This window comes from Vibrio sp. R15-SG3-ISO1A (assembly GCF_059833955.1).
On sequence record NZ_JCBDGH010000029.1, the window covers coordinates 40468 to 54942 of the forward strand.

Genomic DNA, 14475 nt, shown 5'->3' on the forward strand with positions numbered 1-14475 from the left:
GCTATCTTCTCGATGGTATTGATTTGCAGAAAGATGACTTTGTCGACAAGATCAAATAAGGCTCTAGTTTTCACTAGAGCCTTATATCGACGAAGCTTACTATTACGCTTTTGTTGTTACTAGGTTATTTCGTTTCCCCACTGCTTTCAATGCAATGGTTAATCCAATCGATACCGCAATGCCCACCAAGAAATAGAGAAGCCAAGCCGTTGGGTCGCCGATAACTGGAAGCATGAATACCGCGCCGCCAGCAACCGTACCTATGGTAATTTTCGATGATAAAATAAGACCTGCTGCGACACCACCACCAATCATATGGGCAGGAATAATCCGCATTGGATCTTTCACTGCGTAGGGGATTGCGCCCTCAGTAATACCACAGAAACCGAGGATGGCAGTTGATGGGCCAGCTAAACGGTCTTCCTCATCAAAGTAGCGTTTGAATAATACAGACATGATGCCCAAAGACATACCAGGGATACATTTTGCTGCGGTAAACGCTGCGTAGAAGATAGAAGCATCTCCAGCAAAATCACCACTTGTACCCACACCGATACAGAACATATATGCGGCTTTGTTAACTGGACCACCCATATCGAAACAGGCCATAGCACCAAGGATAAAACCAAGAATCATCAGGTTGCTTGTGCCCATTGAGGTGAGCCACTCTACCAGACCAGAGTTTAATTCAGCAAAAAACTTACCGGGTCCGACGTACATGAACAACAGCGTACAAATACCAGCGAGTAATGGCGTAATGATGATCATTTTAACCGACTCAAGTACAGCGGGTACTTTGATTTGGCGTATCAGCATTACGAAAAGCGCAGCGGCTGCACCGGCGACGAGTCCGCCAAGAAAGCCACCAGTCATGACAGAAATGTTGCCAAATCCACCACCCATCGCAACGTAGCCACCTACAAAGCCCGGTGCTAAGCCCGGCTTACCCACCATGCCGTAAGCGGTGAACGCTGCTAGTACACAGACGAGCAAAGGATTGAACGCTTTTAGGGTACTGTAATAGAGAAAGTGAACAATGCCTTGAAGTGAGGACTCAAATTGAGCTTTGGCCTCGGGTTCAGCAATGGCCGCGTAGACCTCTTTCTTTATCGCGCCGATGTCACTATTTGTGAGTCCTTCTGCAGCATTGATTATGCCAAGGTCCGCGTAGGTTTTACCCGCGTACTCTACCAGTATCGCCTCATCATAAAGGTGTGTGTAATCGTAGCCAAAAAATAGGTTTAATAGACCTACGCAAAGGCCGCCGATTATAACTAAAGGGATGATGTGAGAGACGCCAGAAAGAGCACCTTTGTACCAATCTTTCAAGAACTTAACAACGACATTGTCATTACTCACTTGCTGCGCTTCTTCTGAGAAGGCACTTTGATTTGTTTTTGAACCTGAGCCCTCGGACTTCACCTTTTGCTCGAGAGCATCAAGCATTTCATCCGCTTTTTTGATGCCATCTTTTACCTTTCCATGGATTGAGGGGAGGCCTTCGAAGCGTTCGGCTTCAGCCACGCCCACGTCTGTCGCGAAAATGATTCCGTCTGCTTCCGCCACATCTTGTGCTGTTATGCGCCCATCAAGGCCGTTTGCGCCCTGTTTTTCAACCTTGATTTGCCAACCGCGAGCGGCGGCTTTCTTTTCTAGGTTTTTAGCAGCCATGTAGGTGTGGGCCACACCTGCAGTACATGCTGTAATCGCTAAGATTTTCATCTGTAGTCCCTTTTTGCTTCGTGTCTACATTTATTGGATTGGTAATGTTGTTGTTTGCCTAGAGCTGAATGGTATTTGCTCGATGAATTTATTATTGCTTAGATTAAACCAGTCATCTGTGATTCTTCTCACATATATGTCAAATATGTATTTAAGTTGTATTGTTGTAGTGTTTTCTTCGTGATTTTCTTGGTTTGGCTTGTTTGATTGATATTTAAGTTCAATAAAAACAATGTGTTGTGATTTTTTTGATGTTTATACTTTTGTTTATTAAGGGATTTTTAATACAAATAGTGCTCTGATATGTAGGTAATCTCTTAAATGAGATATGGATCAACATTTTTTTGTATTATATAGGTATTATAAATGTATCGATTGGTCAGAGTTATGGCCAATGAACAGATAACGGAAGCATGACTATGAACTTAACTACTCTAACTAATCCATCTCTCATTAATCTGCAGACGACGTTTGCAAGTCGTGATCAGGCGATCGAGGTACTTGCTGAGCAACTCAATCAGCAGGGCAAACTTCATGACAAAGACGAGTATTTGAAAGCGGTATTTGATCGTGAAGCGCATGGCGCGACGGCGTTGGGCGAAGGACTGGCTGTTCCTCATGGAAAAACAGATGCGGTTAAAGAGGCAGCGTTTGCCGTTGCTACCCTAAAGCACGATTTGAAATGGCAAGGTATTGATGAAGAGGAGGATGTCAATCTCATCTTCCTTATTGCTATCCCGAACGCTGAAGCGGGTTCCACTCACATGCAACTACTAACGGAGCTGACGAGCACCTTAGTGGATGATGATGTCAGAGAAGCCGTCCTTGCGGCGACGACCGTTGACGACATTATGCGTTTACTTGGCGATGAAGAACCGGTTCAGGCTGAAGACAGTGATGCTGTACGTGCAACTGATGCACAGCCGCCTAAGCAAGAGGAGCCAAAAGGGCTTTCCAAATTTGTCTCCAAGATTTTTGGACGCGCTTAAGAGCTACACACTCAGTTAGAACTTCTTCAACGACACTATTTAAGGTTAAGGCACATTCACAATGACTACATCACGCGTTCATATTACTCCTCACATGCACTGGGATCGCGAGTGGTATTTCACCACCGAAGAGTCACGCATTCTTCTGATCAACAATATGGAAGAAATCATGCAACGTCTGGAGAGCGATCCCGAGTATAAGTATTACGTACTGGATGGCCAGACCGCCGTACTGGAAGACTACTTCGCAATCAAGCCGGAGAACAAACAGCGCGTTCAATCTCTTGTAGAAGCGGGCAAACTGATTATTGGTCCTTGGTATTCGCAAACCGACACGATGCAAGTATCGGGTGAATCGATCGTTCGTAACATGCTGTATGGCATGCGTGATTGTCTGGCGTTAGGGGAGCCAATGAAGATTGGCTACTTGCCCGATTCATTCTCCATGAGCTCACAACTGCCTATGATTTACAACGGCTTCGGAATTGACACCGCCATGTTCTGGCGTGGTTGTTCTGAGCGTCATGGGACCAACAAGACTGAGTTTGTATGGCAGTCTAACGACGGTTCTGAAGTTCTGGCACAAGTGCTGCCATTAGGTTACGCGATTGGTAAATACTTACCTCAAGATGAAGCAGGTTTGCGTGCGCGTCTTGATAAATACTTCCCGGTATTGGAAAAGCCATCAGTTACCAAAGATATTTTGTTACCCAATGGCCATGACCAGATGCCGATCCAAAAAGACATCTTTGAGGTGATGGACAAGCTGCGTGAGATCTACCCTGAGCGCGAATTTATGATGAGCCGCTTTGAGGAGGTGTTTGACCGCATTCGTGAGGAACGCGACAACCTAGATACCGTCAAAGGCGAGTTTAACGATGGAAAGTACATGCGTGTTCATCGCACCATTTCTTCGACGCGTATGGACATCAAACTGATCCACGCTCAGGTTGAGAACAAGATTGTGAACATTCTTGAGCCCTTAGCTTCTATCGCATGGACACTCGGTTTTGAGTATCACCACGGTCTGATTGAAAAGATGTGGAAAGAGAGCATGAAGAACCATGCACACGACTCGATCGGCTGCTGTTGTTCTGACAAGGTGCATGCGGAAATCCTCAACCGTTATATTCTCGCGGATGATATGGCGTCGAACCTCATCAACTTCTACAAGCGCAAAATCGTTGATCACATGCCTGAGCGCGAAGGGTGTGACAAGCTTGCGCTATTCAACTTGTCGCCCTATGAGCGCGATGAAGTGATCAACACCACGATTACGATTCGTGCCGATGCGTTTAACTTGTTTGATGACCAAGGCAAACCGGTTGAGTACTACATCCAAGATCAGCGTGTGATTGACCCTGGCAAGATTGACCGTCAAATCGTTCATTACGGCAACTACGATCCGTTCATCGAATATGACATTCAAATCAAACACGCCGTTCCTGCAATGGGTTACACGACATTGCATATTGAAGCCAACCAAACCGGCACACAAAAAGGTGTGGATACCCCAGATCAGGCGCAGGTGATGGAAAACGAGTTTTACCGCATCCAAGTCAACGCCAACGGAACACTGACTATTTTTGATAAAGAAACGCAGATGACGTTTGATCAAGTGCTGCGCATTGAAGATGGTTCGGACGATGGTGATGAATACGATTATTCGCCGTCGCGCAAAGAGTGGTTACTCTATTCTGATGAGTTTGATGCCAGCACGTCGGTAAAACATGAAGGATTCCAGTCGGTTGCAACCATCGAAACTCGCATGGCGATACCCGCAGATTTGACAGAACGAGAGGCTCGTAGCGGTCAAAATGGCTATGTGCATGTCCAGTGCCAAGTGGTGCTTGCGCAGGGCTCTCGCCGTATTGATGTGCACATGCTGGTGGACAATCAAGCCGACGACCATCGAGTTCGCGTGTTGATTCCAACGCCATTTGTTTCAGAGCACGTTGTGGCTGACAACCAGTTTGGTTTGATTACTCGTCCAACGAATGACCCAGCGATGGCGGTGTGGGAGCAAGAAGGTTGGAAGGAAGCGCCTGTTCCTGTCTATCAATTGATGAACTTCGCTGCCGTGGAAAATCAGGCGGGCGGTATGGCCATCATGACTAACGGTTTGCGCGAGTTTGAAGTGATCGCAAGCCAAGGTGACGATCAGCGTGACACTTTCGCGCTCACCTTGCTTCGTGGTGTGGGTGTATTGGGTAAAGAAGAGCTGTTGCTGCGTCCTGGTCGTCCATCAGGCATTAAAATTCCTACGCCAGACTCCCAAACCCGTGGACCGTTGGAGTGCCATTTCGCGCTGTATGGATTTGCGGGCAATCACATTGACGCCAACATCATGGCGCATGCACGCGATAACGTCACACCGATTGAGTGCTACAACAAGATTCCTTACAACGCAATGAAGTTGAATGTGGGTGAGCAAGACAAGCCGTTAACTTACTCACTACTGAGCAAGTCTCAACAAGGTGCGGTGCTCAGTGTGTTGAAAAAAGCGGAAGACGAGGATGCCTTAATTCTGCGTGTCTATAACCCAGCAGAGAGCGGTGAGATAGAAGACTGCGTGTCATTCACGCGTCCAGTCCGTTCATGGCGTGAAACAGGCTTGGATGAGCAAGTGAAAGAGGGCGAAGTCGAAATGCAATCATTCGCAACGCTTCAAGCCTGCCAAGCCAAATCGTTCCAAGTGAAATTTTAACTCCGTCGTGAACCCAATGAGCCTGCGTTCTCGCAGGCTCTTGTTAAGCTGTTGTGAGAAGCATCATGTCGATTTTTAAACTAGAAAACGTCATTCAAAACTACGCTTGGGGAAGTAAACATGCCATCTCCAAGTTGTTTGGTATTCAGAACCCTAACGATGAGCCGCAAGCGGAACTTTGGATGGGTGCGCACCCAAATGGCTGTTCTAAAATTGCCGCTACGGGAGAGTTGTTGTCAGAGGTGATCGCGAAAGACAGCAAAGGTATGTTTGGAGATTATACGGCTGCTCGTTTTGGTGAGTTGCCCTATCTGTTTAAGGTACTGGCGGCAGAAACGCCGTTGTCGATACAGGTCCACCCGAGCAAAGAGAAAGCACAACAGGGCTTTGAGAGAGAAAACGCCTTGGGTATTGCCCTAGATGCGCCAAACCGTAACTACAAAGATCCGAATCACAAGCCGGAGTTGGTGTATGCGTTAACCTTCTACAAAGCCATGAATGGTTTTCGTCCTATCGCAGAGATCATCGCGCTGTTTAACGAAGCCAACATATCGTCACTAAGCCAAGAGTTGGCGCAGCTTAAGCAGCAACCCAATAGCGATTCGCTCAAGTGCTTTTTTAGCGCGATTATGTCACTCGAGGGCGCTGCGAAGCAGTTCGCGCTTGAAGAGCTGTATGCCGCGATCGAGCGCCCTGCAAAAACCGCTATGTCACGTGAAGCATTTCAGTACGTTGCGGATTTTAAACAACACTATAAAGATGACATTGGCTTGTTCTCACCCTTGTTGTTGAACACGGTTGAGTTGGCGCCTGGAGAGGCGATGTTCTTACATGCGGAAACACCTCACGCCTATGTACAAGGGACAGGGCTGGAGATCATGGCAAACTCTGATAACGTTCTACGCGCGGGGCTGACGCCGAAATACATTGATGTGCCAGAGCTGATAGATAACACGCGTTTTGAGCCTATTGATCCTCGCCACATTAAGCTAGACCCTGTACTTAAAGAGGGCAAGTTGAGTTATCCGATTCCTGTCGATGATTTCGGTTTTGATGTTCTGTCTGCGACGGATGAAGTGAAATCCATCTACCTGCGCAGCGCAGAAATCTTATTTTGTGTTGAGGGTGAAGCGGTCATCAGTGCCAATGATGAACACGTCACTCTGCGTCCAGGAGAGTCGGTGTTTGTCAGCCATAATTCTAACGTTTACCAATATCAAGGGAACGGTATCTTGGCTCGTGCTTACAACTAGTGCCCCCCGGACGGTTGTCAGTAATAAAGGTACCAGAGCCTAAACGGATAGGTTCTATTTAGGCTCAGTATTGGTTTGATGGTCGCTCACAACTCTGTCGAACGCAGTTTGACCATGCCGCCGCAAGGCGGTTTTTTTACGTGTTGGATTCCGGTCATTCTCCGCGTTCAAAGCAGCGCTTTTATCTCTTCCAACTTGGCAACAATCGCATTCTTGTCCAAGGGCTGGGCGACTTTCATCGCGCTACTCTCTCGTTGGAGGAGGGTAACAGGTACGGTGATCTGGGCGCGCTGGTGAGGGTCTCTGTTGTCACTCTCAATCGCGATCTTGACCGCTTGTTGACCAATGGTGAAAAAGTCTTGCTCGATAGTGGTGAGGGCAGGGGTGAAATAGGCGCTGTCCTGTTGACCATCAAAGCCCACCACCGAAACGTTATCGGGTACTCGAATACCATGTTCATTGAGGGCGCAGAGAACGCCCAGCGCCATTTGGTCACTGGCCACTAAGACCGCATCGAATGAGAGACGCCTTGCAAGGGCGGTTTTGATGGCCAAATAGCCGCTCTCAGCCTGCCAGTTCCCAGTTTCACACAGCACCACTTGCGCTTGATGATTTGAGAGGGTCTCTTGCCAGCCTTGTAAGCGTAGGGAGGATGCCGTGGACTCTTGTGGACCTGAGATCAGCACAAAACGCTCGCGACCACAGTGAATCAAATGCTGGGCCGCAAGACTTGCACCCTCATAGTGAGCGGCGCACACCGAGTGGGCTGGCGTATCGGGCGGAACGTCGATAAAGACTAAGCGAAGCTGCGAGAACTTGTCGACCAAGTGCACCGCTTGGCCACTATCTAATGGGGCATTGATAATGATGGCGTCCACTTGCTGCGCCATCAGCTCACGAATGGCGCTTTTCATCGCGTCCATGTCTGTCTGGCTGACCACAGAGAGTGCGGTGCCATAACCCAACTGTTGCGCCTGTTGGCGAATGCCACTGTCAATCAGTGCCACGCCATGCAACGAGAGATCCAATGACACCACGCCCACCATATGACTTTTCGCTCGGCTGAGCATTTGTGCGCCCTTGTTGGGCACGTAGCCCAACGCCTTGATCGCTGCGTTGACTTTATCGCGTGTGGCAGGGGAGACACTGTCAGCACCATTGGTGACACGTGAGACAGTCTGCGTTGATACACCGGCCAATTTTGCGACATCTTTAAAGGTGACGGACATAAAACACCACTCCAATATCACGAACTTAATGTGATCATAACACGACAATTTTGTTTTCGAAAACAAATTGAAGTGGTGCACAGTATTGTCAGTGCTAGCTTAATATTGATCACATTTATAGGCGGGTGTTGTCGTATCGCTAGTGAAAATTAGCACAATGAATCTATTCATTATGTTTGCGAAAACATCAAGAGGGTGTATGAGCCAATTTATTCATTTATCAAGTCAACAACACAGCGTGATCATTAAAGTAGATCGCGTTCCTGAGATTCTTCATTGGGGAGCGAAGATTGCTCAAATCGATGAGGATTTACTGCTCTCTACCGAGCGACCGATATCTCAAGCTCGACTGGATGTCGATGTGCCTTTGTCCTTGTGTCCTGAACTCGGTAGTGGGCACTTTAATGCACCGGGTATAGAAGGGCATCGTGATGGAGAGGACTGGGCACCGGTTTTCCAGGTGACGAGAGTCTCTCATAGCGATCACAGCGCAACCTTTGAGCTCAGTGATGATGTGGCAGGGCTCGCGCTCACGATTGAGTTGCAACTGGATCCTGTCAGCGATGTGCTGCAAAAACGTGTTGCGGTAAAAAATGTTGGCGCATCAACCTATTACCTTGGCAAGCTCTCGTCGACCCTACCCTTGCCGAATCACGCGAATGAACTGATGACCTTCCACGGCCGTTGGTGTCATGAATTCCAAACTCAGCGTCAGCGCTTTGAACATGGTGGTTTTATGCAAGAGAATCGCCGTGGACGCACCTCTCACGAGAATTTCCCAGGCTTGTTCGTCGGAACCAATGGCTTTAGTGAGCAGCAAGGTCAGGTGTGGGGTGTTCACCTCGGTTGGAGTGGCAACCATCAAATGCGCGCTGATGTGCGAAGTGACGGACGCCGTTTTGTTCAAGCGGGTGAGTTGCTGCTCTCTGGTGAAATGCGCTTATCGCCCGGCGACGTTTACCAATCACCTTGGCTCTATGGCGTGTACAGCCAAACCGGTCTCAACGGTATTTCTGAGCGCTTCCATCAGTTCGTGCGCTCTCATATTGTGCGTTTCCCTCAAACCAAGCCTCGTCCAGTGCATCTGAATACGTGGGAGGGCATCTATTTTGACCACAAGCCGGAGTACATCATGCAGATGGCCAGCGAAGCGGCAGAAATGGGCGTGGAGCGATTCATTATTGATGATGGTTGGTTTGTGGGCCGCGACGGTGAGCGAAGCGCCCTCGGAGACTGGTATCTGGACGAAAACAAATACCCCGATGGGCTCGAGCCAGTGATTGCACACGTTAATGATAAGGGCATGGAGTTTGGTTTGTGGGTGGAGCCTGAAATGGTGAGCCAAGATTCCAATCTCTACCGCGCACACCCTGATTGGGTTCTGGGCTTACAAGGCTATCATCAGCCGTCAGGTCGCTGGCAGTATGTGCTAGATCTGCAAAATCCGCTCTGTTTTGAGTACCTCTACCACAGGCTTAACGATCTGTTAAGCCGCTATAATATCACCTATCTTAAGTGGGATATGAACCGTGAATTGGTTCAACCTGGCCATCAAGGCAAACCGGCGGTGCATGGTCAAACCAAGGCGCTTTATCGTTTGGTGGATAAGTTACTTGAGGCACATCCAACGGTGGAGATTGAGTCTTGTTCATCGGGCGGTGGACGAATTGATTTTGAGGTCTTAAAACGAACCCATCGTTTCTGGGCGTCAGACTGCAACGATGCGTTGGAGCGTCAAACCATTCAGCGTGGCATGAGCTACTTTTTCCCACCGGAGGTGATGGGGGCGCACATTGGCCCGGCTGAGTGTCACTCAACCAACCGTCGTCACAGCATCAATATGCGCGGTGTGACTGCTTTGGGTGGACATATGGGGGTTGAACTTGATCCCGTGTCGGTCAGCAAAGAAGAAAAAGCCGCCTTTGCGCACTATATCGCCTTGCATAAACGCTATCGCCATTTGTTGCATCACGGCCGATCATTTCGCATCGACCCTGCTGATGATCGCCAGCACATCTATGGCGTGGAAAACGGCGACGAAATGCTGCTGACGGTGTGTCAATTGGCGATGCCGAATCACGCGCTACCTTCGCCGCTGCGTGTCAGTTGTGTGGATGAACACGCGCGTTATGAAGTGACGATCGTCGAAATGCCGCAAACCAGCTTCCAACTGATGAAACAAAGACCGAAATGGTTGGATAAGACGCTGAAATTAAGCGGCGACAACCTCAAAGAAATTGGTGTGACTTTACCCATTTTAGATCCGGAATCGGCGTTGATTGTCCATCTGAAAAAGACCCATTAACGTTACAAGTTTACCATCACGCTAGACTTTGCACTGCTGAGCTTCTGAGCAGACCCCCGGCACGGTTTAGCGTGATCCCCTACATAACGAAAAAGCGATCCCCAAGCGCTAATTAGAATATTTCAATAATGAAGGAAACAAGATGTCTATAACCGTACTGCTGTCGTTTTTGCTGTTTACGGGCTTTGTGGTGGTATTTACCTACAACAAAGTGCGTAACGATAAGAACAATTCTGAAGAAGGTTTCTTCCTCGGTGGACGAAGCCTTACCGGTGGGTTGATTGCTAGCTCACTGATTTTAACTAACCTCAGCGCCACCAGTTTTGTCGGCATGAGTGCCCAATCCTATACCCACAATATGAGTGTGATGGGGTGGGAAGTCGCGTCCGGTGTCACCTTGGTGATCATCGCGCTACTGCTGGTCCCGCGATACCTTAAACAAGGTATTACCACCATTCCGGACTTTCTCGAAAGCCGCTATGACATGTCGGTGAAAAAGTTCGTTACCTTACTCTTCCTCTGCCAATATGTGATTAACATTCTCCCGACCACCTTGTACGCTGGCGCAGTGGTATTGGGTGAGATATTTGATGTGCAAGGCTTGCTCGGTATTTCTGAGTTTGGTTCGATTGCGTTAATCTCCGCGACCATAGGTGTACTCGGGTTTTTCTATGCCATTTATGGTGGCCTGAAAGCGGTGGTGATTGCCGATACTATCAATGGTGTTGGGCTGATTATTGGGGGATTGATGATCCCAGTGTTTGGCTTGATGGTGCTTGGTGGTGGCAGCTTTGCCGAAGGGTTGGATATTCTACTAACGGCGGCGCCAGAGAAGCTGCAATCGGTCGGTACCGAAAGCGATCCACTGCCGTTCTCAACCCTATTTACGGGTTTGTTGCTGGTGAACCTCTACTACTGGGGAACGGATCAATCGATCATTCAACGTGCATTGGGTGCAAAAAACCTCAAAGAGGGTCAAAAAGGTGTGATTTTGGCCGGTGCGATTAAGGTCATTTCGCCGCTGTTTTTGATCATCCCCGGTATCATTGCGTTTCACATGTTTGGCGCCGATGCGGGCAATCCAGACTCAATGTACACGCGCCTTGTCAATGAAGTGTTGCCTAAGCCATTGGTGGGCTTCTTTGTTGCGGTGATGTTTGGTGCGATATTGAGTACCTTTAACGGGGTTCTCAATAGCTCAACCACGCTTTTTGCACTAAACGTTTATAAGCCTTTATTTGGCAGAGGTAAAAGCGACGAGGAACTGGTGGGCAAAGGACGCATATTTGGTGTGTTGATTGCTATCGTCTCGGTTTGCATCGCGCCATTTATCATGTACGCACCGGAAGGTTTGTTCCAATACTTGCAGATGGTTGCGGGCTTCTTTAGTGTGCCGATCTTTACTATCGTGTTTGTCGGTTACATCTCTAAACGTGTGCCTGCACTGGCGGCGAAAGTGGCATTGGTGGTGTTTGTTTCATCCTACGCGGCCATGCAGTTGGTGTTCGATACGCCGATTCACTTCCTGCACCAACTGGCCATTCTATTTGTTGTTTGTACGGCGTTGATGTTCATCATTGGCCGTTTTGCTCCTCGTGACACCGAGTACGAGATGCCCATCAACGAGTCAATGGACGTGACACCGTGGGCATTCCGCTTTGAAGCGTCAGCGATCATCTTATACATGGTGTTGGGTGCGTATGTGATGTTCTCGAATGTGGGTTTTGTCTCAAATGACCCGACGGTAATGCAGGTGTACGGTGTCTGTGGTTTGGTGATGCTGGTCGGTATCGCTTTGAGAGTCGCCAAGCGCCGTAAATCGACGCTGCTAACCACTCAAACAGAGTAACCGCCTCGTCACTGTTAGCAAATAATAAAAACCCCCACCTATCAATGGATAGGCGGGGGTATTTACTATCTGAATTTGCCTGCTTGTTGGGCGCGACTTAAGCGATTTTCGTCATCTTATCGACGGAGAAACGCTCCACCATGCCCTCAACTTCGGCGCCGTAGGCTTGAAAGTGCGCGCTGGCGGCGTGCGCTTGCAGTGCTTGCGCGGATTGCCAGATTTCATACACAACGAAATGAGCAGGATTGTCGTTGTTTTTGTGTAAATCGTAGCAAATACACCCTACTTCTTTGCGAGTTTGCGTCACTAACTTGGTCAGAGCGCCTTCTACTTGTTCAATATCGTTCGCTTTGGCGATCACATTGGCGACGACAGTAACGGGTTGTTCAGTCATTTTGATGCCTTACAACGTCGTGATTACATCGTCTAGCGCCAAGCGCGCTTTAGGCAAGCCGTGGTTATAGTCTTCACCGTCTAGGTGGTAACCCATCGCAAGTGCGACCTCTACCACGTGACCGTCGAGCTCTTGTTTAAACTCTTCACCAATCAATGCCGGGTCCACTCCTTCCATTGGCGTAGAATCAATGCCAAGGCGAGCTAAGGTGTGAAGAATATTGCCCAGGGCTAGGTAGACTTGGGCTTTGGTCCAGTGACCATTGAAGCCGGTCTCATCGGTGTTCATGTCAGCAAACGCATAGGCACCCATAAATGCATCGTACATGTCAGCAGGTAGGTGGCCCGAGGTGACTTCAGCGTCAACACGTTTGGCGAACTTCTCCTTGGTGAACTTAGGATCGTAAGCAAACAAGATGGTGTGTGAGGCCGCGGTCGCATGCGGTTGGTTGAATTGGTGCATGTTCGCGAACGTATTATGAAAACGCTGCTTCGCTTCGTCAGACTCAACAATGATGAACTTCCAAGGTTGAGAGTTGATTGACGAGGCCGATAAACGCAATGCTTCTTTGATCACCGCCATATCTTCTGCCGAGATACGTTTGCTCGGGTCGTATTTTTTCGCGGTGTAACGAGAGTTCAAATCTTGAATGATTGGGTGAGTCATGTTGGCTCCTAAATTGTCTATGTTGTACTGATGACTAGGGCTGATGTTCACAATGGTCAACCATCACTTGGCCCGCTTATCAAAAGGTTTTCTGCGCTGCGTTGAGGCAGCGAAGCGATGGCGTTACTATAAGCGCGGTCTAGGAATGGAAAAAGTGTCATCCTGTCCAATCACTTTGGACGCAATCGTCCATAATCTTTCTAGGACACTGAAAAAATAAGGAAAAATGACTGATGTCTATCAAAGGGTTCCACCATGTCGCCATTATCTGCTCTGACTATTCGACGTCGAAAGCGTTCTACACACAGGTGTTAGGATTTGAAGTGATCGCGGAAAACTATCGAGCGGAAAGAGCCTCCTACAAACTGGATTTGGCTTTGCCTGGTGGTGGTCAAATTGAGCTCTTTTCCTTTCCATCACCGCCTGAAAGACCAACCCGACCTGAAGCGCGTGGATTGCGTCATTTAGCCTTTGTCGTGGATGACGTTGAGGCGTATGGGCAATATTTAACAGAGCAAGGGGTGGAGGTGGAACCCATCCGAGTGGATGAGTTCACAGGTAGAGCCTTCACATTCTTTCAAGATCCCGATGGTTTACCGCTGGAAATCTATCAAGCTTAGTGGTGCTCATCGAGGAGCAGGGCATCAAATCGTGGGTTGCCATGTAGCCCCTCTAGATCCGGCTCCGTATTGATCAACTCTCGAATCGACGGACTTGATTCAATCGCCAATTCCAAATCCAGAATCGCCTGCTCTTCAATCCCCAAACGAGAGTAGGCACAAGCACGCTGATAGAGTGCAGGGCCATTATTGTTGTCGAGGTTAAGGACACGATTACATAGACTCAACGCCCAGTGGTACTCGCGAATTTCCATCGCTGCATCCGCCTTGTAGGTCAGCGCTTCAAGATCGCCTGGTCGCATGGTCAAGATCTCATCATACACATCAATTCGCTGCTCGGCGGTCGGCATACTTTGCGCCCTTAGCCATAAGTTGTGGATTTCATTAATCTTTTCAATCTCTTTGTTGTTTTCACTGATCACGCGCGTCTTACGTTTTAGATCGCGTTCCAATGCACTGAATTTCTTCTCGTACTCTTTGGCAATCGCATCGAGTCGCTTGTCGGCCATGTCTTTGGTGTTGTGCTTGAACTCTCGCAGAGATTGCCAACCAACAAAGGCAATCAACGACGCGACACCGGCGATGATGTAGAAAAAGTAGGTCACGGTGACGTTGGCGTAGTTGAGGGATTTGTCGGCCACTTCGAGTTCTCGGTCGGTAATTTGAACCACCAAGCGGCGCTCTAAATCTTGTTGGTCTTGGCGCAGAGCTTTGAGCTCATCGAGGATATAGCGCTCCATT

Annotated in this window: 10 protein-coding genes and 1 pseudogene; 6 read left to right on the plus strand and 5 right to left on the minus strand. The window is 48.6% G+C overall.

Annotated elements, in window-relative coordinates; genetic code table 11:
* Positions 1 to 102: 102 nt before the first annotated feature.
* Positions 103 to 1722, minus strand: coding sequence for a PTS fructose transporter subunit IIC (locus tag AC6R0L_RS03230; RefSeq protein ID WP_500628196.1), 1620 nt, complete (start codon positions 1720 to 1722; stop codon positions 103 to 105).
* 419 nt (positions 1723 to 2141) lie between these two features.
* On the opposite strand from AC6R0L_RS03230, the pseudogene AC6R0L_RS03235 reads away from it, so the two are divergent.
* The 3 genes and pseudogenes from AC6R0L_RS03235 to manA form a co-directional block, all read left to right on the plus strand.
* A pseudogene (locus AC6R0L_RS03235) lies at positions 2142 to 2618 on the plus strand (fructose PTS transporter subunit IIA); the annotation flags it as partial.
* Positions 2619 to 2772: 154 nt separating this feature from the next.
* Positions 2773 to 5418: a mannosylglycerate hydrolase gene (gene mngB, locus AC6R0L_RS03240; RefSeq protein ID WP_500628197.1), complete on the plus strand. Its 2646-nt coding sequence runs from the start codon at positions 2773 to 2775 to the stop codon at positions 5416 to 5418.
* A gap of 65 nt (positions 5419 to 5483) precedes the next feature.
* Positions 5484 to 6671, plus strand: coding sequence for a mannose-6-phosphate isomerase, class I (gene manA / locus AC6R0L_RS03245; RefSeq protein ID WP_500628198.1), 1188 nt, complete (start codon positions 5484 to 5486; stop codon positions 6669 to 6671).
* 167 nt (positions 6672 to 6838) lie between these two features.
* Here manA and AC6R0L_RS03250 read toward each other — a convergent pair whose 3' ends face one another.
* The gene (locus AC6R0L_RS03250) at positions 6839 to 7900 is read right to left on the minus strand and encodes a LacI family DNA-binding transcriptional regulator (protein ID WP_500628199.1); all 1062 of its coding nucleotides are present in this window, start codon (positions 7898 to 7900) and stop codon (positions 6839 to 6841) included.
* 199 nt (positions 7901 to 8099) lie between these two features.
* Here AC6R0L_RS03250 and AC6R0L_RS03255 point away from each other — a divergent pair, with 199 nt between their 5' ends.
* Both AC6R0L_RS03255 and AC6R0L_RS03260 read left to right on the plus strand, forming a co-directional pair.
* Positions 8100 to 10205, plus strand: coding sequence for an alpha-galactosidase (locus tag AC6R0L_RS03255; protein WP_500628200.1), 2106 nt, complete (start codon positions 8100 to 8102; stop codon positions 10203 to 10205).
* Positions 10206 to 10347: 142 nt separating this feature from the next.
* On the plus strand, positions 10348 to 12054 hold the full coding sequence (locus tag AC6R0L_RS03260; protein ID WP_500628201.1) for a solute:sodium symporter family transporter: 1707 nt from the start codon (positions 10348 to 10350) through the stop codon (positions 12052 to 12054).
* Positions 12055 to 12151: 97 nt separating this feature from the next.
* Here the strand turns inward: AC6R0L_RS03260 and AC6R0L_RS03265 are convergent, their stop codons facing one another.
* Together AC6R0L_RS03265 and AC6R0L_RS03270 are read right to left on the minus strand one after the other, a co-directional pair.
* Positions 12152 to 12448 (minus strand): putative quinol monooxygenase, encoded by a 297-nt coding sequence (locus tag AC6R0L_RS03265; protein WP_500628202.1) that lies wholly within the window; start codon positions 12446 to 12448, stop codon positions 12152 to 12154.
* A gap of 9 nt (positions 12449 to 12457) precedes the next feature.
* Positions 12458 to 13114 (minus strand): nitroreductase family protein, encoded by a 657-nt coding sequence (locus tag AC6R0L_RS03270; protein WP_500628203.1) that lies wholly within the window; start codon positions 13112 to 13114, stop codon positions 12458 to 12460.
* A gap of 233 nt (positions 13115 to 13347) precedes the next feature.
* On the opposite strand from AC6R0L_RS03270, the gene gloA2 reads away from it, so the two are divergent.
* The gene (gene gloA2 / locus AC6R0L_RS03275) at positions 13348 to 13734 is read left to right on the plus strand and encodes an SMU1112c/YaeR family gloxylase I-like metalloprotein (protein ID WP_487902759.1); all 387 of its coding nucleotides are present in this window, start codon (positions 13348 to 13350) and stop codon (positions 13732 to 13734) included.
* On the opposite strand, the gene AC6R0L_RS03280 is transcribed toward gloA2, so the two are convergent.
* Positions 13731 to 14475, minus strand: a 745-nt coding sequence (locus tag AC6R0L_RS03280; protein WP_500628204.1) for a tetratricopeptide repeat protein, incomplete at its 5' end; no start/stop codon positions are given. The genes gloA2 and AC6R0L_RS03280 overlap by 4 nt on opposite strands.